The organism is Paenibacillus xylanexedens, from assembly GCF_001908275.1.
In the GTDB taxonomy this organism is placed as follows: Bacteria; Bacillota; Bacilli; order Paenibacillales; family Paenibacillaceae; genus Paenibacillus; species Paenibacillus xylanexedens_A.
Genome location: NZ_CP018620.1, coordinates 3,001,567 through 3,021,441 on the forward strand (window position 1 = coordinate 3,001,567; position 19,875 = coordinate 3,021,441).

Consider the following 19,875-nt stretch of genomic DNA (forward strand, 5'->3'; position numbering starts at 1 on the left):
TTGCAGACACAACAATAACACTTCAACGAATTATGCAGATTGTCCAGAGATTTTACCTGATCCATTATTGGACCGTTGTTGAAGCCGTGCATAATAACTGCGATTACGTATTCCGGCAAATACATTATACGCACCCATAATCAGAAATAGCGCTTCCACAACCACAGATAAAGTGGAACCCGTGAAGACAAACATCAGAATCAGTGCAAGCACGACAAGCATGCCACCCATCCAGATATTTGTCCACGAACGGTACAGACCGGCGCTGGTAGCATCCGAACTTCTGTGTGAACGAATACTGTTTAACGCTGCAAAAACCATGGCAACAGCAAAGATGGCGATTAGAGCATATTTGAGTACATCAATGAACACAAAGACGCAGCTCCTTTTCTGGAAAGCATTTACTGCCCTTATTGTACCATGCAGAGATGCAGACAAGGGCAGTTTTTTGCTGTTACGCAGGAACGTGCATGCGAATCTGTACCCAAACTTGCAGTACGCCTTCCATAACCAGCATCGTTTTGACCTGAACGGTGTACTCCTTTTCCCTGACCGAGTACACTTTCTGATTCAGCATGATTCGCGTCATTTTGCTATACTCATCGATGTTGAATACATCTCTGCCCCGAAGTACCTCAAGTTCGTCTCCGAGCTTCTGTAACATCACTTTCAGAGAAGCCTCGTCTGGCCCCTTATCCGATTCTTCTGCACGGACTTTGATTTCCTTGATAACGGTTTGGCGTTTACTGTATTTTTTCAGCGTTTTGATATCCTCCTCATTCTGATGCAGCTGAAGCTGCAGCTCCTGATTGTTCAGCCACAACGCATTGTAACTCAGGTGAAATACGCCGTTGTAGACGACACATCCAGCGATCATTCCCAGAACAAACACAGCGGTCATTCGCATCAGCGGGCGGTAACGAGAAAATGGCGGAACTCTCATGAACGCTGTTCCTGTCTCATATTAGCTCCGGCCTCCGCCGCACACCCATTTTACCAGCTCGGTTCCCATATGCGCGCCCATAAAAGCAGAGATCAGATACAGGATTTGTTTGACCGCCGGAGACAGGTTACCATCCAGAAAATTACTCTCGATGACACGCATGGGATCTATTGTGCCGCCAACAGCGGCTGCGAGTGCCCATATCTTTATTTTTCCAGAAATATCGAGCATCGTCTGTGTCGGAGGCTGAAGAGAGATCACGGCTCCAATACCTCCGATCATCGCGCCGCCCAGCACGATTCCAAACGCAATAAAGAAATCAAGAATGGCTTTGGACAAAAATGTGCTCACTGGCAACACCCCTTTCAGACCTAGCAGCACACCTCCTGTCTTCGGTCTGTCACAGGGGGAGCGGCTTGTACTTCTATTGTATGGGCGTGCCCCCGAACGTTATGATAAAATAGAATAATAAAGTCTCCTTTTAAGAGGTTGTCACGAATTTTAATAGGTGATTCCATTTTTTTATTTATTTAATTCATATATATGAGATAGATAGGGTAGCAGACGGATCAGAAGATCAATGCTGCGACTATCTGCGGCGAAAGGAAGAAAAAAACATGAGTTCTTTTGTGCATTTGCACGTTCACAGCGAATACAGTTTGCTGGACGGCGCTGCGCGTATTCCGGATCTCGTGAATAAGGCTGCAGATCTCGGAATGACGACACTTGCGCTGACCGACCATGGCGTGATGTATGGTGCAATTCCTTTTTATAAAGCCTGCGTTGAGCGAGGCATCAAGCCGATTATAGGGTGCGAGGCATACATGACAGCAGGGTCCCGCAAAGAGCGGGGAAGCCGCAAGGATCAACCGATTCATCATTTGATTTTGCTGGCCAAAAATATGACGGGTTACCGTAATCTGATGAAATTGTGCTCGATTGGACATCTCGAAGGTTTTCATTACAAACCCCGTGTAGATATGGAAAGTCTGGCTGCCCATCACGAGGGCATTATCTGTCTAAGTGCGTGTCTGGGTGGTGAAGTACCACAACATTTGCTGCATGGACGAGAAGAAGAGGCGAGACGTGCGGCGTTACGTTACAAAAATATCTTTGGTGCCGACTTCTATCTGGAACTTCAGGATCACGGGCTTTCGGAGCAAAAAAGGGTAAATCCGCAGTTGATCAAACTGGCTGCCGAGCTGGAGATTCCGCTTGTAGCCACCAATGATGCGCATTACCTGTCCGAAGAGGATGCTGAGCTTCAGGACGTGCTGATCTGTATCGGAACGGGCAAGACCGTGGATGATGAGAATCGGCTCCGAATTGGAACGAATCAGCTCTATCTGAAAAGTGAAGAAGAGATGGCTCGTTTGTTTCCTCATGTACCGGAAGCTCTGGCAAATACCGTCCGCATTGCGGAATCTTGTGAGTTGAAACTGGAATTTGGCAAATCGATTTTGCCTGAATATAGACCTCTTCCCGATGGACTCAGCCCTTCTTCGTATCTGCGTCAGCTGTGCGAAGAAGGAATGAAGGAGCGTTATGCGCAGTCCACACGTTGGACAGACGCGGAGCTTCGATCCGAACTGGAACAACGCCTGGCGTATGAACTCGGTGTAATCGACAGCATGGGGTTCTCGGATTATTTTTTGATAGTCTGGGATTTTATCGCCTATGCGCATAAACAAGGAATTGTTACTGGACCAGGCCGGGGCTCCTCGGCAGGAAGTCTGGTAGCGTACACGTTGCACATCACGGATGTTGATCCGATGAAATACAACCTGCTCTTCGAACGATTCCTGAATCCCGAGCGGATCTCCATGCCGGATATTGATATTGACTTCAGCGATGAACGGCGTGATGAGGTCATTGATTATGTCGCACATAAATATGGCAAAGCCCATGTCGCCCAGATTATTACGTTTGGAACGATGGCTGCTCGTGCAGCCGTACGTGATGTTGGACGGGCACTGAATGTGCCTTATGGTGAAGTGGACAAGGCTGCAAAGCTGATTCCGGCGCAGCTTGGTATTAACATCGAGCGGGCCATGGAAGCTACACCTGAGCTGAAGGCGCTGTATGAAACCAAGCCCAAGACGCGTGAGCTGTTGGATATGGCGATGAAGGTCGAAGGTATGCCACGGCATGCTTCGACGCATGCAGCGGGAGTGGTTATCTCCCGTGACCCGCTGACCGATGCAGTGCCACTTCAGGAGGGCAGTGAAGGGACAGCGTTAACCCAGTATTCTATGGAAAACCTGGAGTCAATTGGGCTGCTTAAGATGGACTTTCTTGGTTTGCGTACCCTCTCAATCATTGAGCGGTGTGTACGCTGGATTGGGGAACATGGAGAAATTCCGGATTTCCGCCTTATCCCCGATGATGATCCGTTAACGTACGAGATGCTTGGGCGAGGGGACACGATGGGCATATTCCAACTGGAATCTGCCGGGGTACGCCGTGTGCTGAAAGAGATGAAGCCAAGTAGTTTTGAAGATGTAATCTCGGTACTTGCCTTGTACCGTCCGGGTCCGATGGAGTTCATATCCAAATACATTCAGGGCAAGCATGGACAGATTGAAGTGGATTACCCCCATGTGGATCTGGAGCCTATCCTGAAAGATACGTACGGTATCATCGTGTATCAGGAACAGATCATGCAGATTGCTTCCCGGATGGCGGGTTTCTCGTTGGGTGAGGCAGATTTGCTCCGCAGAGCGGTCTCCAAGAAGAAACGGGAAGTGCTGGATCTGGAGCGTGGACACTTTGTACAAGGCAGTCTGAAACAAGGGTATAGCGAAGAAGAGGCAGACCTGGTCTATGATATGATCGTCAAGTTTGCCAACTATGGCTTCCCGCGTGCTCATGCCGCGGCATATGGTGTGCTTGCGTTCCAGACGGCGTATCTGAAGGCGCATTATCAGGTTCATTTTATGGCATCCATGTTAACAGCCGTAATGGGCAGTCATCGGAAAGTGGCAGAGTACGTGGTGGAATGTCGGCGTATGGACATGGAGGTGCTTCCGCCGGATGTGAATGAGAGCGGTATTCTGTTTACACCTGTATTTGTGCCGTCCGGCAGCGCAGGAACTGGGGATCAGAGCAATGCATCGCAGCAGACTGCGGGAGCAGATGCAGAGAGTGACGCCGGAAGCCCTTCCGAAGAACATGCCACGAATGGTAACGGGAGTTCCTTGAGGGAAGATCACGTTCATGAGCATGATGGGCATTCGGGACAAGCCGAATATGGTGAAGCACCTCTGCCGGATGATCCCGGTCCTGGACCGGAAGAGGACGGTGGTGGATATGAGTGGCAGGCAGCGACAACCATGCCTGAGGCATCCGACAACCGGAAGGAACCGGGATTGGTAACGGTTTCTTCAATGGATAATGGTAATGACGAAGGACAAGAGGCGTCTTCTTCGCGCGCGGAGCAAGGTGAACTGTCCTCTGTGGAGAAGAACGTTGCAGTGTCTAATGATAATCCGGATGAGGAAAAATTAACGGGTGCAATACGATTTGGTCTGGCCGCTGTGAAAAATGTCGGTACCCAAGCAATGGAAAGCATTATGATCGTAAGGCAGGAGAGACCGTTCGACAGTTTACTCGATTTTTGTCGTCGTGTGGATCTGCGTGTATGCAACAAACGTGTGATTGAATCGCTGATCCAGGCCGGAGCTTTTGACACATTACCTGGGCACCGGGCCCAATTGCTGGCGATGCTGGATGAGACTGTTGAAGCAGCGCTGAAATGGCGCAAGGAACGTGAGGATCTGCAGATTCAATTGTTCGACTTTGTTGAGACGCCAAACTGGGAGATTGAATACCCGGAAATTCCTCCTTATTCCTCAGGGCAGCAACTGGAGCTAGAGCGAGAGTTGTTAGGTTTGTATCTCTCCGGGCATCCGCTGGATGACTATGAAGATGTGCTGGAATCGAGTGGGGCTGACCGGATCATGGAGTTGACCGAGGCGGCAGACGACACGATGACCGTCGCCGCGGGTATGGTTGTGTCTGTGAAGTCGATTACGACGAAACAGGGCAAGGCTATGGCGTTCATGGAGCTGGAAGACCAGATTGAACGCTGTGAAGTGGTTCTCTTTCCCGAGGTATGGCGGCGTAGCCAGCAACATGTCGGGAAAGGTGAACTGCTCGTCGTGCGTGCCAAAGTGCAGCAGCAGGACGAAGGGTTTAAGCTGCTGGCTGAGGAAGTGGTGCCGTTGTCACCGGCGGCACTGGAGCAGCAGCTGCGCAGCCGTGACCGGCGCGTCAAGCCCGGCAGCGGCAGCTCTTCGCGCCCGGCGCAGGCGGCTTCGCCGCGGCGGCCAGCGGGCGCAGGAGCCGAAGCGCAGCGCAGCAGCGCAGGCGGGGATGCTTCCGGTGCGCGTAGCAGCGGGAGCCAAGGCTCGGCAGCGACGCGCAGCGATGCGGCGGGTACGGGCGCAGCCATGGCGGCGGCTTCCCGGCCTGGCGGTGCCGCTGAGGCGGCAGGCAGGCCGGAGCAGAGCCGCGAACCGCGGGCCGTGGAGCAGCGGGTGTTCGTGAAGATTGCCCCGCATGCGGAGAAGCCTGAGCTTCTGGCACGGCTGAAGCAGCTGCTTCAGGAGCATCCCGGACCTGTGGCGACGGTGCTCTTCTATGAGCAGCAGCAGAAGTTGCTTGCGCTGAGTGATACCTACCGGATTAAGCCATCACCAACCTTGTTCTCCGAGATGGAGAAAATGCTGGGTGATGGCACAGTCAAAATTAAATAAGAGGCTGTCCCGTAAGTGATAGCACTTATCCATAGTATGAAACCTGTTTGGCTCAATGCTGAACAGGTTTTTTTTGATTATTTTAGTGCGAGCGCGGTTCCCTGACGACAGGGTTTAAACAAACAAATTGCAGACTTGTTATAGGCCAGCTACAGACCAGAGTGGAATGTACAATCCTGAAACAGGTTTAGGGTGCGACTGGTCTTAACCATCCGCACATTTTATGAACATTTTAACAGGTTGCTGCATACACTTGAGAACACCGAAGGACCTCGCGGTCCTCGGGGGATTGATGCGGGAGGTCGAGATATGTCATATGAAATCGTAGAAGCCATGCTGGCCCGGCGGGGTGTACGGATTGATGCAATCGCAGCAATTGTATACCGTCTGCAAAAAGGGTACCACCCCGAACTGACCTTGGACGACTGTGTAACCAGCGTGAAATCCGTTCTGCAGAAACGAGAGGTGCAATATACGCTCTATACGGGTATTGCTCTCGACGAACTTGCGGAGAAAAAACTCTTGCCCCAACCGTTACAGGCTATTATGGAAGCGGATGAATCTCTGTATGGAGTGGACGAGACTCTGGCCCTCGGCATTACTCATGTGTATGGTATGATTGGTTTAACCAGCTTTGGTTACCTGGATAAAGAAAAAATAGGTGTAATTCATGATTTGAACGAACACACAACAGCCATTCATGTTTTTTTGGATGATCTGGTCGCAGGGGTGGCCGCTGCGGCTTCTGCCCGAATTGCACACAAAAATATTAAAGCCAAAAAATACCCCTCAGACCTTTAACCCCCTGTATTTCCATGCTTATATGCTGTTGTCACTCCAATGGCTCATATGAAGTCATCAAGGGCGGCCGAGGCTGCCCTGATAGGCTTGATGCTGCTTATCGATGGGGATGAACAAGAAGATTTCGTCAACCATATGAGTTATTCGTGGGGGACTAATGTCCCTCATGATCCCAAATTCTCCCCAAAGGTCCTGAACCCTTTCTTGCAGAAAAAAAGTGAGGTATGTTATCATTAGTCCAATATACGGGCTCTGAACATTAGCTTAGGGGGCGGACAAGGCATGTGGACGGTGATTTACATTGCACCGACAGCAAAGGTTGCGGACAAGATCAAGACCAAGCTTTCGGAAGAAGGTTTTCTGGTACAGACCCGTCCCATCAGTTTATCCAAGCAGCAATTTGAGATTCGCGTCCCTTCTAGGGAATTGGAAGAGGTCCAGGAAGTGCTGAATTCCATTCTGCATTCCTGAGTTGTTCGACATCAACGTGCCTTGGCAGATGAAGAAGTACCATCGGTACATAAGGGACTAATCGCGTAAGCGGAGAGAGGAATCGACTTGCATGTATTGTATGCTGCTGTCCTTCCTTCTTTTTTTGTTAGGACAAGGACCGACCTGGTTGCTCCCGGAGACCCTACCAAGATAGATTCAAACATCGGCGCAACAATCTTTCGGTTTTTGCAGGTAACATCAATCGTGCTGACAGAAGCCGGTGATCCTTGCCCTGTACCGGCGGATTTTTTTGTTGTGAATGCTGGACAAGGCCCATGGCAGCGTGTGGGTCGTAAGCGGTTTACCGTAACACGCGGATGAAGCTGCCACAAGCAGCGCTCTGCAGGTTGCGGCCATCAAATCAACGGCTGGAGAGGTGTAGTTGTGTTCAAAGATATATTCCAGAAGAAACGGAAGTACGCTACCATACCTTCCGAGCGTGCACTTCCCGGCGAAGGCCAGGAAGTCCTAGAACGCCCAAAACGTGAAATACCTGAAGGGCTTATGAACAAGTGCAGCAAATGCGGCACCATTCAATATAGCAAGGAATTGGAGAAAAATCTGAAAGTATGTCCTGCCTGCGGTTACCATATGCGTCTTAACGCTATGGAGCGCATTGCTATGGTACTTGATGATCAAGGATTTGTTGAGTTTGACGCTGATATGATATCGGTTGATCCACTTGGCTTTCCTGGATATAGCAACAAACTGGAACAACAACGCCTGAAATCAGGTCTTAAGGAAGCGGTAATTACAGGGGAAGGGACTATTGATGGCCTGCCTGTAGTTGTGGCTGTCATGAGCTTTGATTTCTTCACAGGCAGCATGGGTTCTGTTGTAGGGGAGAAAATTACCCGTGCCATTGAGCATGCCACAGAGAAACGGTTACCATTGATTATTTTCTCAACATCAGGTGGTGCCCGGATGCAAGAGAGTATTCTCAGCCTCATGCAAATGGCCAAAACAAGCGCAGCTTTATCCCGTTTGGATGAACAGGGCGGGCTGTACATTTCGGTCATTACGGACCCAACGACAGGTGGAGTCTCGGCAAGTTTTGCGAGCTTGGGCGATATTAATATTGCCGAACCTGGCGCTGTATTTGGTTTTGCCGGCAGAATCGTTATCGAACAGACGATCCGTCAGAAGTTACCTGATGATTTCCAAACGGCTGAATTTAATATGCAACATGGTCAGTTGGACATGGTTGTGCACCGGAAAGAGCTTCGGGCCACTCTTGGCAAGCTTCTGGATATGCATAGTGAAAAAGGAGGGGTCTAAATGGCGGGTGAGTTGCCATATGAAGCGCCTCTGGTTGAGATGCGCAAAAAGATTGATGAACTCGTACAGTTTGGACAGGAAAAAGGGATCGACTTCACGGACGAGATTGCCCGCCTGGAAGAACGTTACCATAGACTTGAAGAAGAGATCTACACTGGTATAACAGCAGCTCAGAAAATGCATCTGGCCCGGCATCAGCAGCGCCCAACGGCGCTGGATCTGATCCAGTTGATATTTACGGACTTCATTGAGCTGCACGGTGATCGCATGTTCGGAGACGATCTTGCGGTTGTTGGCGGACTTGCCAAGCTGAATGGAAAGACAGTAACGGTAATCGGACAACAGCGGGGGAAAGACACGAAGGATAATATCGCCCGCTTTTTCGGCAGCGCTCATCCAGAAGGTTTCCGAAAAGGACTTCGTCTGATGAAACAAGCGAACAAATTTGGCCGTCCTATTATTACGTTTATTGATACTAAAGGGGCGTATCCGGGTAATACTGCAGAAGAGAGAGGTCAATCGGAAGCGATTGCTCGCAACCTGATGGAAATGGCGAAGCTATCTGTTCCTGTTATTGTTGTGGTCATCGGCGAAGGTGGAAGCGGCGGTGCCCTCGCTATGGCTGTGGGTAATCGTGTGTTGATGCTGGAACATGCGATCTATTCTGCAATCTCTCCGAACGGCGCTGCTTCGATTCTCTGGAAGGATGCATCCAAGGCAGATCAGGCGGCTGAAGCGATGAAAATAACAGCCAAAGACCTGCTGGAGATGGAAGTCATTGAAGAGATTGTCCCTGAGCCACGCGGCGGTGCTCACCGGGATTATGAAGCGTCTGCTGCTTTCATCAGTGAAGCTTTGGTCCGTCATCTCGACGATATGAAGGGTTGGAGCGGGGATCAGCTGAAACAGGATCGTTATGAGAAATTCCGTAAAATTGGAGCGGTCACGTTTGAACCTCAAGCATCCATTGAAGCCCCTCAAGAGCTTGTAAAAGTCGATGTTGCGAGTAATTTGTCGGGAAATGCTGAATAATGTGACGAATTTCCTATACAAATGAGCAAAAGTATAGTAAATTTAATAGTTGGAAAAAGAAAAATAGATAAAGAGTAATACCTTTAAAATCGGAGGAAACCCAAAATGCGTAAAACGAAAATTGTATGTACCATTGGTCCATCCAGTGAATCTCTGGAGAACACCAAAAAATTGATTATGGCCGGTATGAATGTGGCCCGTCTGAACTTCTCCCACGGTGATTTCGATGAGCACGGCGGACGGATCATTGCGATTCGCCAAGCATGCGAAGAGTTGAACAAAACAGTAGCGATCCTGCTGGACACTAAAGGACCGGAAATTCGGACAGGTAAACTCGAAGTTGAACCGATCGAATTGGTTCAAGACGAGTACATCACTTTGACAACAGAAGAAATTCTGGGAACCAAAGAACGTCTTTCCATTACGTATACAGATCTTCCGAATGATGTTGAACCGGGATCTACAATTCTGATCGACGACGGTCTGATCGGACTGACTGTGGTGGAAGTGCAAGGCACCGAGATCAAATGCCGTATCGTTAACGGCGGATCGATCAAAAGCAAAAAAGGTGTTAACGTTCCGGGCGTTGCCATTTCTCTGCCGGGTATCACCGAAAAAGACGCTAACGATATCGTATTTGGTATCGAACAAGGTGTCGATTTCATCGCGGCTTCTTTTGTACGTAAAGCAAGTGACGTACTTGAGATTCGTGAATTGCTTGAAAAACACAATGCTGGACATATCCAAATCATCTCCAAAATCGAAAACCAACAAGGTGTCGATAACCTCGACGAAATCCTTGAAGTGTCTGACGGCCTGATGGTTGCTCGTGGAGACCTGGGTGTTGAGATTCCTGCGGAAGAAGTACCATTGGTACAAAAACGCATGATCCAAAAATGTAACGTTGCAGGTAAACCGGTTATCACGGCTACACAAATGCTGGATTCCATGCAGCGTAACCCGCGTCCAACACGTGCGGAAGCAAGTGACGTGGCGAATGCGATCTTCGACGGTACGGACGCAATCATGTTGTCCGGTGAGACAGCTGCGGGTAAATACCCGGTTGAATCTGTTCTGACCATGTCCCGTATTGCTGAAAAAGCAGAATCTGCTCTGCCTTACCAAGAGTTGTACCTGAAACAACGTGTTGCTCAACAAACAACAGTTACAGAAGCAATCAGTCAATCGGTTGCTCTTCAAGCTCAAGATTTGAACGCAAAAGCGATCATTACTTCGACTGAATCAGGACATACTGCACGCATGATTTCCAAGTATCGTCCAGAATCTCCAATCATCGCTGTGACAACGGAAGACAGAACTTCCCGTCGTTTGGCTCTGGCTTGGGGTGTAACTCCTGTCAAAGGAAGACTGGTTGATTCCACGGATGCTTTGTTCGAAAATGCAATTGAAGGCGGCGTAAAATCCGGACTTGTTAAAGAAGGAGACCTGGTTGTGATTACAGCAGGTGTACCTTTGGGTCGTTCCGGTTCTACTAACCTGATTAAAGTAAGCCAAATTCCAAACAACGCTTAATAGCGTCTTGGATGGAGAAGCAACAGGAAAGAAGCAATGGGGCTTTATTGTCCCGTTGCTTTTTTTCCATCTTATTGACACTTTACAACGAGGTAACACGTATGAATGATAGAACGAAGGAGGCCGATAACGTGCGAGAACAGAGCAATGGTAACTGGTATGCGGCACGTCTTCGTGTACGCTATCAAGAAAGTGACCAGATGGGCGTGGTCTACCACGCGAACTATTTGAATTGGTTTGAAATCGGTCGAACTGAGATGATTCGCCAAATGGGGTATACATATCGTAAAATGGAGGAACAGGGGTTACTGCTTCCCGTAACCGGACTGGATGTGAAGTATCACAAGCCTGCCCGATATGATGATGAGATTATCATTTTCACCCGTATTGCTGCATTTAGTGGTCTGCGACTGAATTATGAGTATGACGTAAGACGCATGTCTGAAGAACCTGATGAGCGTATGGCGATTGGAGAACGGGTATGGTCAACTGATGAATCACTCCCCGGTGAACGGCTAGTTACAGGTTCTACCCAGCATGTATGGGTGAATGGGGACTGGAAACCAGTTCGGCTGGATAAGGCAGCCTCTGAGTTATACAGCGCGCTTGAAAAGGTGTGGCTTTCGGGAAAGGGGTAATACGTCAATGCGAAAATGGATGTGGGCTTTACTCTTAATCATTCCGGTGATTGAATTATTTGGTTTTATTCTGATGAGTGACTGGATCGGAGCCGGAAAGACATTGCTTCTCATGATTCTCACGTCCTTGATTGGTATAGCAATGTTGCAGTTTGAAGGGCGAAAAGTACTTGTGGACGCCAAATCCGAGATGGAGCGTGGCAAGGTACCTGGAAGAAAAATGGTCGATGGTCTTTTTATTTTTGTCGGTGGTTTCTTGCTTTTGATTCCAGGCTTTGTAACGGATCTGATCGGCTTTACACTGGTATTTCCATTAACACGTCCGGTGTACCGTCTGTTCTTCCTGGGGTGGCTGGAGAAAAAAATGAAAAGTGGCAAAATTACGTTTTATCGTCGTCCGAAATGAAACACCAGTTGTTTTGTATAATGGAAAAGGCTCCGCTCAGCAGATGATTTCTGTTGAACGAAGCCCTTTTCTATTTTTCCTGCGTGCTCATAAGATGATGCCTCATCGGACACGTCCGTTGATGATATACGTTCTGAGGTCGCGTAATACGTTAGCCCGATTGAACGCATCGAGAATCACGAGACTGACAGGGCCAATAATCAAGCCCAGAACACCGAACAACTTCAAACCCACAAACATGCCAACCAGCGTAGCGAGTGGGTCGAGCCCTACACTACTTGCAAGTACCTTCGGTTCAATAATCTGACGGGCAATCAGTAAGATCAGATAGATAATACTAATGCCAATACCCAGATACAGATCCCCATTCATAAAGAGGTACGCTGCCCAAGGCACCATGATAAGGCCAACACCCAGATAAGGAAGCAGATCGACCAAACCAATCATCAGAGCGATGGTGAAGGCTGAATTGACTTGCAATATAAGCAGTCCAATCATGACGAATAGTGCTGTAATCGAGATCATGATCAATTGTGCTCTTGCGTATCCAAACAGTGCCTTTTTAAGGTCGGTCCATATGTCGGAGATCGGCTTGCGAATGGAAGAGGGTACCCATCCAGATACGGTGATGTTGTGCCTGGTCCAGCTTTTGCTAATAAAGAATGTAGACAACAGAACAACGATTAATACCGCGCCCATGTTCGGCAGGGAAGTCAGCAGACTCAGAATCATGTTGAAAAATCCGGTGACCAGATCGGTCACGGCTGTACCCACCGTTTCGGTCGTTTTACTGATATTGCTGTTGATGGTTTCCTGGTAGTTGGGATTCTCCTTGTAAAATTCATTGATCTGCGCAGTCAAACTCTGAATGGTGTCATTCTGGGTCCAGCGCACAAATGTGTCCTTGATCTCATCAACATGAAGATCAAAGCTTGTCGTAAGTGAAATGACTTCTTTTACCATTCGGGTAATCGCCGCAGACAGCACCACCGCAATGGCTCCAAAATAAAGGATCAATGAAAGAGTCACAGCCAGCCAGCGCGGGAATCGTGCTCGATGCTGAAGCAGTTTCACTAATGGATTCATGGCATAGGCGATAATCCAGGCAATCGCAAAAGGGTACAGAAGCGGGAACAGCAAGTATATGGCAACGGCGATCAGAACGGCCGCAATGATAACCCATAAGCCACGGAGCAGGCGTTTCATTATTATTCTATCCAAGCATCAACTCTCCTTAGTTCAATTAAGCCGACCTATGTATGATCCATGAAGCAGTATTAGAAATAGATGGCTATCTTAATTAATATAGAGCATTTACAAGGTTTTGAAACGCCGGGATGTTATCAGATCTTGTTCAAAAGCGGATTTTGAACAAGATGTATGGGGATTCTTTCTTTTGCCTAGAGTATGCCTTAGTATTACAGAATATAGCAATAGAAAGTTCTACATACGACAGGATTGGTTAAAAAACATTAAATGTCAACCTTGTTTTTGTAAAGGCTTTCAAAACTTCTTTATCGGTCCGATAAAGAAGTTTGATGTGCGAATGAACTCTCATCATGTTCACATAAACGACAAAATCCAGTATGATGTTATAAGTAAATACCGATTGACAGATAGGAAAACCACAGTTTGAAATATTTGTTAATTTTAAAATGAAAATGTTTACAAAAAGAGAATAGGTGCATTTTGGCACTTATATGACACTCTGGAATGGTTCCTGATTTCGCTTATTGTTCCTGATTTCGCTTATTAAAGGAGAGATGTAATATGACAGCTACCAAAGGTCTGGAAGGCATCGTTGCGACAACCTCTTCGATCAGTTCTATTGTAGACGGTGTGCTCACATACCGTGGTTACGATATCGACGATTTGGCTGAACATGCCAGCTTTGAAGAAGTTGCCTATTTGTTGTGGTTTGGTAAATTGCCAACAACGGATGAACTGAAATCCCTTCGTAAAAGCCTGAGCGATTACGCGCCGATTCCGAGCGAGTTGATTGCACAAATCCAATTGTACCCGAAAAACGTCAGTACCATGGCAGCACTTCGTTCCGCTGTCTCTGCACTTGCACTGTACGACGAGCAAGCGGATGAGATGACAACGGAAGCGAATGAGAACAAAGCGGTTAAGTTGCAAGCACAGTTGCCAACGATTGTGGCAGCCATCGCCCGTATCCGTCAGGGCAAAGAACCTGTGGCTCCAAAAGAAGGCGCTTCCATCGCAGAGAACTTTTTATATATGATGACTGGTGAAGAACCATCCGAGACCGCAGTGAAAGCATTGGATCAAGCCCTTGTCCTGCATGCGGATCACGAGTTGAACGCGTCAACATTTTCAGCACGTGTAACGGTTGCTACGCTGTCAGATATCTATTCCGGTGTAACTTCCGCCATTGGCGCACTGAAGGGACCACTGCATGGCGGTGCTAATGAAGCCGTTATGAAAATGTTGAATGAGATCGGTACGCCTGATCGTCTTGAATCGGCAATTCAGGAAAAACTGAATAATCGTGAAAAGATCATGGGCTTTGGACACCGGGTGTACAAAAACGGTGATCCACGCGCTAAACATCTACAAAAGATGTCCAAGGAACTTGGCGAGATGAACAATGATACGCGCTTGTATGATATGTCTGTGAAGATCGAGGAACTGGTAACAGGACAAAAAGGACTGAAGCCTAACGTAGACTTCTATTCTGCTTCTGTATATACCCAACTGGAGATCGAACAGGAATTGTTCACTCCGATCTTTGCTATCAGCCGGGTGTCTGGATGGACAGCGCATATTTTGGAACAGCTTGCGGACAATCGCATCATTCGTCCACGTGCGGAGTACACTGGCCCTACAGAACAGAAATACGTTTCTATTGAACTTCGCTAATAGCCGCAAAAACAGTATAATAATATGGACGAGGTGAAGGGTTGGAAAGCAGAGGCTTTACTGGCTTAAGCTCTCAGGACCCTTCTCTCAACAAGACTAGTGGTATGATGAATACTGCATATACGAAACCTAGGAGGAATTTTAACTATGAAATTAGAAAAATTTGCTCACCCAACTGAAGGCGAAAAAATCCAAATTGATAACGGTACACTTCAAGTACCTAGTAATCCAATCATTCCATTTATCGAAGGTGACGGTACAGGCCGTGATATCTGGAAAGCTTCCAAACGTGTATTGGATGCAGCTGTTGAAAAAGCTTATGATGGCAACAAAAAAATCGCATGGTATGAAGTGTTTGCTGGACAAAAAGCATTCGATACATACGGTGAGTGGTTGCCGAATGATACACTGGAAGCCATTCGTGAGTATATCGTAGCGATCAAAGGACCATTGACTACACCAATCGGTGGCGGTATTCGTTCCCTGAACGTAGCCCTGCGTCAAGAGCTTGACCTGTACACATGCTTGCGTCCTGTTCGTTATTTCGACGGTGTACCTTCTCCGGTTAAACGTCCTGAGTTGGTAGACATGGTCATTTTCCGTGAGAATACGGAAGATATCTATGCAGGAATCGAGTATGCTGAAGGTTCTGAAGAAGTGAAAAAAGTGATCCAGTTCCTGCAACAGGAGATGGGTGCTAACAAAATCCGTTTCCCTGAGACTTCCGGTATTGGTATCAAACCAGTTTCTTCCGAAGGTTCGAAACGTTTGGTACGTGCAGCAGTTCAGTACGCAATTGACCATAACCGTAAGACGGTTACATTGGTACACAAAGGTAATATCATGAAATTCACAGAAGGTGCCTTCAAAAACTGGGGATATGAAGTGGCTGAAGAAGAGTTCGCTGACAAAGTATTCACATGGGCACAATACGACATCATCAAAGAAAACGAAGGTACAGATGCAGCGAATGCAGCACAAAAAGCTGCTGAAGATGCTGGTAAAATCATCGTAAAAGATGCGATTGCCGATATCGCTCTGCAACAAGTATTGACTCGTCCAGGCGAATTTGATGTTATCGCAACATTGAACCTGAACGGTGACTATCTGTCCGATGCACTTGCAGCGCAAGTTGGCGGAATTGGTATCGCTCCTGGAGCGAACATCAACTACGTAACAGGACATGCTATCTTCGAAGCAACTCACGGTACTGCACCTAAATACGCGGACAAAGATGTCGTGAACCCAGGTTCCGTTATTCTGTCCGGAGTAATGTTGCTTGAGCACTTGGGATGGCAAGAAGCAGCTAACCTGATCTACAAAGGTATGGAAACATCCATTAACAATAAAACAGTAACGTATGACTTTGCACGTCTGATGGACGGCGCTACTGAAGTGAAATGTTCTGAATTCGCGGATCAAATCATTAAAAACCTGTAAGGGGAGATGTGAATCTTGACTATTCAGCGCAAAAAAATCACAGTAGTCGGCGCCGGTTTTACCGGTGCTACGACCGCATTAATGCTTGCCCAAAAAGAACTCGGGGATGTTGTGCTGGTTGATATTCCTCAACTGGAGAACCCGACGAAGGGGAAAGCACTCGATATGATGGAAGCAAGTCCTGTTCAAGGATTTGACAGTCATATCGTCGGTACTTCCAACTACGAAGATACTGCAGGTTCTGAGATTGTAATCATCACCGCTGGTATCGCCCGTAAACCGGGTATGAGCCGCGACGATCTGGTCAATACGAATGCGGGTATCGTGAAGTCCGTTTGTGAAAATGTGAAAAAATATTGCCCTGATTCCATCGTCATTATTCTAAGCAACCCGGTGGATGCGATGACTTATGCAGCTTATCAGACCCTTGGTTTTCCTAAAAACCGTGTTATCGGTCAGTCAGGTGTTCTGGATACAGCACGTTACTGTACCTTCATTGCGCAAGAGTTGAACGTATCTGTTGAAGATGTTCGTGGATTCGTTCTTGGCGGCCACGGGGACGATATGGTACCCCTCGTTCGTTATTCGAGTGTAGGTGGTATTCCGATTGACACGCTGATTCCGGCAGAACGCATTGAGTCCATTGTTCAACGCACACGTGTTGGCGGAGGCGAGATTGTGAATTTGCTGGGTAACGGCAGTGCCTATTATGCACCAGCAGCTTCGCTTGTTCAGATGACCGAAGCCATTTTGAAGGACAAGAAACGTATCATTCCAGTGATCGCTTATCTTGAAGGTGAATATGGCTATAATGATTTGTTCCTCGGTGTACCAACCATTTTGGGTGGTAATGGCATTGAGAAAATATTCGAACTTGACCTGACAGCGGAAGAAAAAGCAGGGTTGGATAAATCGGCTGATTCGGTTCGCAACGTCATTTCGGTAGTAAACCTGTAAGTTTGAAAACTTTTTGAACAGAAGCTAAAAGAAAACCTCCGGTAAACCCGGAGGTTTTCTTTTCTTTGGATAAGTTCCCCAGTATAATGGGATGTGATGTATAGCACACCGAAAATGTTGAGGAGGATGAAAATTTTGACAATGATTATGTATTTGCTCCATATTGTTGGAGCACTGGCGATGGGATTCTATTTGATTCTGCCATTTGTGGTCGGTAAAATCCGTACTTTGAATGCCGCAGCACAAGAGGGAGCCTTTGCATCGCTTCGTTCTTTGAACAAAGTCGCGCAGTATGGACTTGTAATCCAACTTCTTACTGGTGGTTACCTGATGACCAAAGGTGAGTATTCTCATGTCTGGATGGCTGTCGTTGTTGTTCTGCTCTTGGCTATTGCGGCTATTGGAGGAATTATGGGTAAACCGCTGCGACTCGCTGCAGAAGGTGTGAAAAACAAACGTGATGTGGGTCCTGAGCAAAGCAAGATCCGTATGTTCAGTACACTTCTGGCTGTATTCTTGCTAATCATGGTGTACCTGATGGTGAATAATCAGGTGATCTAAGTGCGTGGCGTACGGTTAATCCACCCTACGAAGATGTATTGTTAGTTGTTGGTTAAGCGTTTGCAGACGTAATTAGGACAAGCCGGATGAGATGTAAGATGGTGTTTCGTTGAAACAAACAAAAAATAGACAGCCTCATTGGCTGTCTATTTTTTGTTATTACCAAGATGAAATCAGTAGTACTCGGTTTATTTTGAACTGGAACTAGAGGGATCACTACCATACATATCATCATACATATTCATCTGACACGGTCTACGTTGGTTAGGTTGTACTCACAGTATACGCCCGCACTGCATTTCGACCATTACGCTTGGATTCGTACAAGGCAGTATCAGCATCGCGTAACAAGGACTCCAGCGAATCTGACCCTCCATTGTACTGGGCAATACCAAAGCTTGAGGTGAGCGTAATAGGCACTCCCTTAACATCCAGGGGGTCATTCAACAAGGCAACTCTCAGTTGTTCGGCAAGTTTCTCGGCTCCTGGAAGCGAGGTGTTCGGAAGAGCGATGACAAACTCTTCGCCTCCATAACGGGCAAACAACATCTCAGGGCTTAAATATCGATTACAAACAGAGACCACATGAATGATGGCCTGATCGCCAACATCATGCCCGTACGTATCGTTGATGCGTTTAAAGTAATCAATATCAAATAAAATAAATGAGACAGGTTGCGGATTAAGCTGAGCTTCACTCAAAATCTCCCGTCCTCTATGCAAAAATTGAGTGCGATTATAGATTTTGGTCAAACCATCGAAATAAGCCAGTTGTTTCAGCTGTTCTTGCAAGAAGCGTTGTTCCGTTATATCGATTAACATAATTAGACTGCCCACAGCCTGTGCATCCTTGTTATACACGTAAGATGTCCTGACCTGATAACAGACGGTCTCTCCGTTTAACTGCCAGTACAGATCGGTTTGCAATCCTTCTCTTCCGTATTCAACGGGAAACGTCTTTCCAGCAAGATTAAGCCAGATATCATCCAAGGGTTGGCCAATCATGGTTGTATTAAGCTCTGGCAACATGTCACGCAGAGATCTGTTGTAATCGACCAGTCGATTGAAACTATCCAGTACAATAACACCTTCACGCATACTCTCGAAAATACTGTCTTTGGCGATGGGTACGATGGTCAGGAGACGTGAGGATAGAATGGCCCAGATATACATGGCAGATGTGATACACATGAGCACGGGGACGGGGTCCATCCCGCCGGGGGTCAAACCAAGCAAATACAGAAAAGCTGCGACCATAGGAATAATCTGTGAAGTAATGAGAGTAAGTAATTGACGACGATACATCTTCTTGGTGTGTCTCCATTGTCCGATCAGAATGAGGCAGGCACATAACAGACAGGAAAAGGTGAATGCACCATGTACAACATACCATTGGCCCACTGCGATATCCATCAGAGGAACGGTACTATCTTCTCTCAGCCATACTTTTTTATAAAATAGATGATGAAAGTCATTGGTTGCAACCATACCTAGTGTAATGGAAGGGATTACAAACAGCGCGGCAGTTACCTTTTTGGATAACGTTTTTCCTGTGTACTTTATCATCAACATGAGGCCTAGAGATGCGGAGAAGGGCATGCCTATATACTCCACGGTGGTCCAAAACTTCATCTGTTCCAGCGTGTTGCTGGCTAGTTCAATAGCATAACCAAAAGTATATATGGAGAGTGCTGCTGTGTAGAGAATGAATATTTTGGAACTGGGAATCTCGGATCTTCTGAAATAGGTATATAAACACAAAAAGACATTCAGCACGGCTGAAGTAGCGACGAGTGTTATATATGAATTAATATGCGATTCCATTGTCAGGTCTCCATGTTAGGTTAGAATGATTAAACCAATAAAGATGAGAGTTAAAGCACATCAGTATACTGTACATTGTACATCAGCCCAAGCAGCATAGGAATACACTTTGTATCATGAAACAGTCTAATTTCGAATAAATTTCGAATTTTGGCAAAACAGGCATTAAAGCAAATCGGTTGTTTGACATCCAAAGAGAGTGGTAAATAACGATTAGAGACAGCACACTGAGGTTTAATTTGCTGTTCATCGCAGAAGAATAATCTGAACTGTTCATGCCATCCTACAGAATGAGACTTTTTCAGAGAACGAAAGACAAGGAAGGTTACA

At 47.1% G+C, this 19,875-nt stretch carries 17 protein-coding genes; 12 read left to right on the forward strand and 5 right to left on the reverse strand.

Features of this window, described 5'->3' with window-relative positions:
* Positions 1-30 precede the first annotated feature (30 nt).
* The 3 genes from BS614_RS13455 to BS614_RS13465 form a co-directional block, all read right to left on the reverse strand.
* Positions 31-372 carry a YtpI family protein gene (locus BS614_RS13455; protein ID WP_084174517.1) on the reverse strand — a complete coding sequence of 114 codons (342 nt, stop codon included), beginning with the start codon at positions 370-372 and terminating at the stop codon, positions 31-33.
* 82 nt (positions 373-454) lie between these two features.
* Positions 455-943: a sporulation membrane protein YtrI gene (locus BS614_RS13460; RefSeq protein ID WP_036609856.1), complete on the reverse strand. Its 489-nt coding sequence runs from the start codon at positions 941-943 to the stop codon at positions 455-457.
* Positions 944-964: 21 nt separating this feature from the next.
* Positions 965-1,294 (reverse strand): YtrH family sporulation protein, encoded by a 330-nt coding sequence (locus BS614_RS13465; RefSeq protein WP_026081169.1) that lies wholly within the window; start codon positions 1,292-1,294, stop codon positions 965-967.
* Positions 1,295-1,560: 266 nt separating this feature from the next.
* On the opposite strand from BS614_RS13465, the gene BS614_RS32130 reads away from it, so the two are divergent.
* From BS614_RS32130 to BS614_RS13515, 8 genes are all read left to right on the forward strand, one after another.
* Entirely contained in the window at positions 1,561-5,700 is a 4,140-nt protein-coding gene (locus BS614_RS32130; protein ID WP_244898315.1) for a DNA polymerase III subunit alpha, read from the forward strand.
* A gap of 309 nt (positions 5,701-6,009) precedes the next feature.
* Positions 6,010-6,501: a phosphatidylglycerophosphatase A family protein gene (locus BS614_RS13480; RefSeq protein WP_036609851.1), complete on the forward strand. Its 492-nt coding sequence runs from the start codon at positions 6,010-6,012 to the stop codon at positions 6,499-6,501.
* A 282-nt stretch (positions 6,502-6,783) separates the two neighbouring features.
* Positions 6,784-6,972 carry a glutamate decarboxylase gene (locus BS614_RS13485; protein ID WP_074094377.1) on the forward strand — a complete coding sequence of 63 codons (189 nt, stop codon included), beginning with the start codon at positions 6,784-6,786 and terminating at the stop codon, positions 6,970-6,972.
* A gap of 405 nt (positions 6,973-7,377) precedes the next feature.
* Positions 7,378-8,271, forward strand: a complete 894-nt coding sequence (gene accD / locus BS614_RS13495; RefSeq protein WP_036609844.1) for an acetyl-CoA carboxylase, carboxyltransferase subunit beta — start codon at positions 7,378-7,380, stop codon at positions 8,269-8,271.
* Complete coding sequence (locus tag BS614_RS13500) at positions 8,272-9,303, forward strand: acetyl-CoA carboxylase carboxyltransferase subunit alpha (protein ID WP_074094378.1); 1,032 nt, start codon at positions 8,272-8,274, stop codon at positions 9,301-9,303. It abuts the gene before it with no gap.
* Between the two features lie 105 nt (positions 9,304-9,408).
* Positions 9,409-10,836, forward strand: a complete 1,428-nt coding sequence (gene pyk, locus BS614_RS13505; protein ID WP_017689492.1) for a pyruvate kinase — start codon at positions 9,409-9,411, stop codon at positions 10,834-10,836.
* 101 nt (positions 10,837-10,937) lie between these two features.
* Positions 10,938-11,474: an acyl-CoA thioesterase gene (locus BS614_RS13510; protein ID WP_074094379.1), complete on the forward strand. Its 537-nt coding sequence runs from the start codon at positions 10,938-10,940 to the stop codon at positions 11,472-11,474.
* 7 nt (positions 11,475-11,481) lie between these two features.
* Complete coding sequence (locus tag BS614_RS13515; RefSeq protein WP_036609835.1) at positions 11,482-11,880, forward strand: FxsA family protein; 399 nt, start codon at positions 11,482-11,484, stop codon at positions 11,878-11,880.
* A 102-nt stretch (positions 11,881-11,982) separates the two neighbouring features.
* Here BS614_RS13515 and ytvI read toward each other — a convergent pair whose 3' ends face one another.
* Positions 11,983-13,101, reverse strand: a complete 1,119-nt coding sequence (gene ytvI, locus BS614_RS13520; protein ID WP_036609832.1) for a sporulation integral membrane protein YtvI — start codon at positions 13,099-13,101, stop codon at positions 11,983-11,985.
* A 549-nt stretch (positions 13,102-13,650) separates the two neighbouring features.
* Here ytvI and citZ point away from each other — a divergent pair.
* From citZ to BS614_RS13540, 4 genes are all read left to right on the forward strand, one after another.
* A complete protein-coding gene (citZ, locus tag BS614_RS13525) occupies positions 13,651-14,763 on the forward strand; it encodes a citrate synthase (RefSeq protein ID WP_074094380.1) in 1,113 nt (370 codons plus the stop codon).
* A 147-nt stretch (positions 14,764-14,910) separates the two neighbouring features.
* On the forward strand, positions 14,911-16,203 hold the full coding sequence (icd, locus tag BS614_RS13530; protein ID WP_036609828.1) for an NADP-dependent isocitrate dehydrogenase: 1,293 nt from the start codon (positions 14,911-14,913) through the stop codon (positions 16,201-16,203).
* Between the two features lie 15 nt (positions 16,204-16,218).
* Positions 16,219-17,160 carry a malate dehydrogenase gene (gene mdh / locus BS614_RS13535; RefSeq protein WP_074094381.1) on the forward strand — a complete coding sequence of 314 codons (942 nt, stop codon included), beginning with the start codon at positions 16,219-16,221 and terminating at the stop codon, positions 17,158-17,160.
* Between the two features lie 135 nt (positions 17,161-17,295).
* On the forward strand, positions 17,296-17,721 hold the full coding sequence (locus tag BS614_RS13540; protein WP_017689485.1) for a hypothetical protein: 426 nt from the start codon (positions 17,296-17,298) through the stop codon (positions 17,719-17,721).
* A gap of 264 nt (positions 17,722-17,985) precedes the next feature.
* On the opposite strand, the gene BS614_RS13545 is transcribed toward BS614_RS13540, so the two are convergent.
* Positions 17,986-19,545: a histidine kinase N-terminal 7TM domain-containing diguanylate cyclase gene (locus BS614_RS13545; RefSeq protein ID WP_074094382.1), complete on the reverse strand. Its 1,560-nt coding sequence runs from the start codon at positions 19,543-19,545 to the stop codon at positions 17,986-17,988.
* Positions 19,546-19,875 lie beyond the last annotated feature (330 nt).

What these genes read in the sequence shown, in the direction of transcription:
- BS614_RS13460 (WP_036609856.1), bottom strand. Translation starts at nt 943, where the DNA reads ATGAGAGTTCCGCCATTTTCTCGTTACCGCCCGCTGATGCGAATGACC.
- BS614_RS32130 (WP_244898315.1), top strand. Translation starts at nt 1,561, where the DNA reads ATGAGTTCTTTTGTGCATTTGCACGTTCACAGCGAATACAGTTTGCTG.
- BS614_RS13480 (WP_036609851.1), top strand. Translation starts at nt 6,010, where the DNA reads ATGTCATATGAAATCGTAGAAGCCATGCTGGCCCGGCGGGGTGTACGG.
- BS614_RS13485 (WP_074094377.1), top strand. Translation starts at nt 6,784, where the DNA reads ATGTGGACGGTGATTTACATTGCACCGACAGCAAAGGTTGCGGACAAG.
- BS614_RS13500 (WP_074094378.1), top strand. Translation starts at nt 8,272, where the DNA reads ATGGCGGGTGAGTTGCCATATGAAGCGCCTCTGGTTGAGATGCGCAAA.
- pyk (WP_017689492.1), top strand. Translation starts at nt 9,409, where the DNA reads ATGCGTAAAACGAAAATTGTATGTACCATTGGTCCATCCAGTGAATCT.
- BS614_RS13510 (WP_074094379.1), top strand. Translation starts at nt 10,938, where the DNA reads ATGAATGATAGAACGAAGGAGGCCGATAACGTGCGAGAACAGAGCAAT.
- BS614_RS13515 (WP_036609835.1), top strand. Translation starts at nt 11,482, where the DNA reads ATGCGAAAATGGATGTGGGCTTTACTCTTAATCATTCCGGTGATTGAA.
- citZ (WP_074094380.1), top strand. Translation starts at nt 13,651, where the DNA reads ATGACAGCTACCAAAGGTCTGGAAGGCATCGTTGCGACAACCTCTTCG.
- icd (WP_036609828.1), top strand. Translation starts at nt 14,911, where the DNA reads ATGAAATTAGAAAAATTTGCTCACCCAACTGAAGGCGAAAAAATCCAA.
- BS614_RS13545 (WP_074094382.1), bottom strand. Translation starts at nt 19,545, where the DNA reads ATGGAATCGCATATTAATTCATATATAACACTCGTCGCTACTTCAGCC.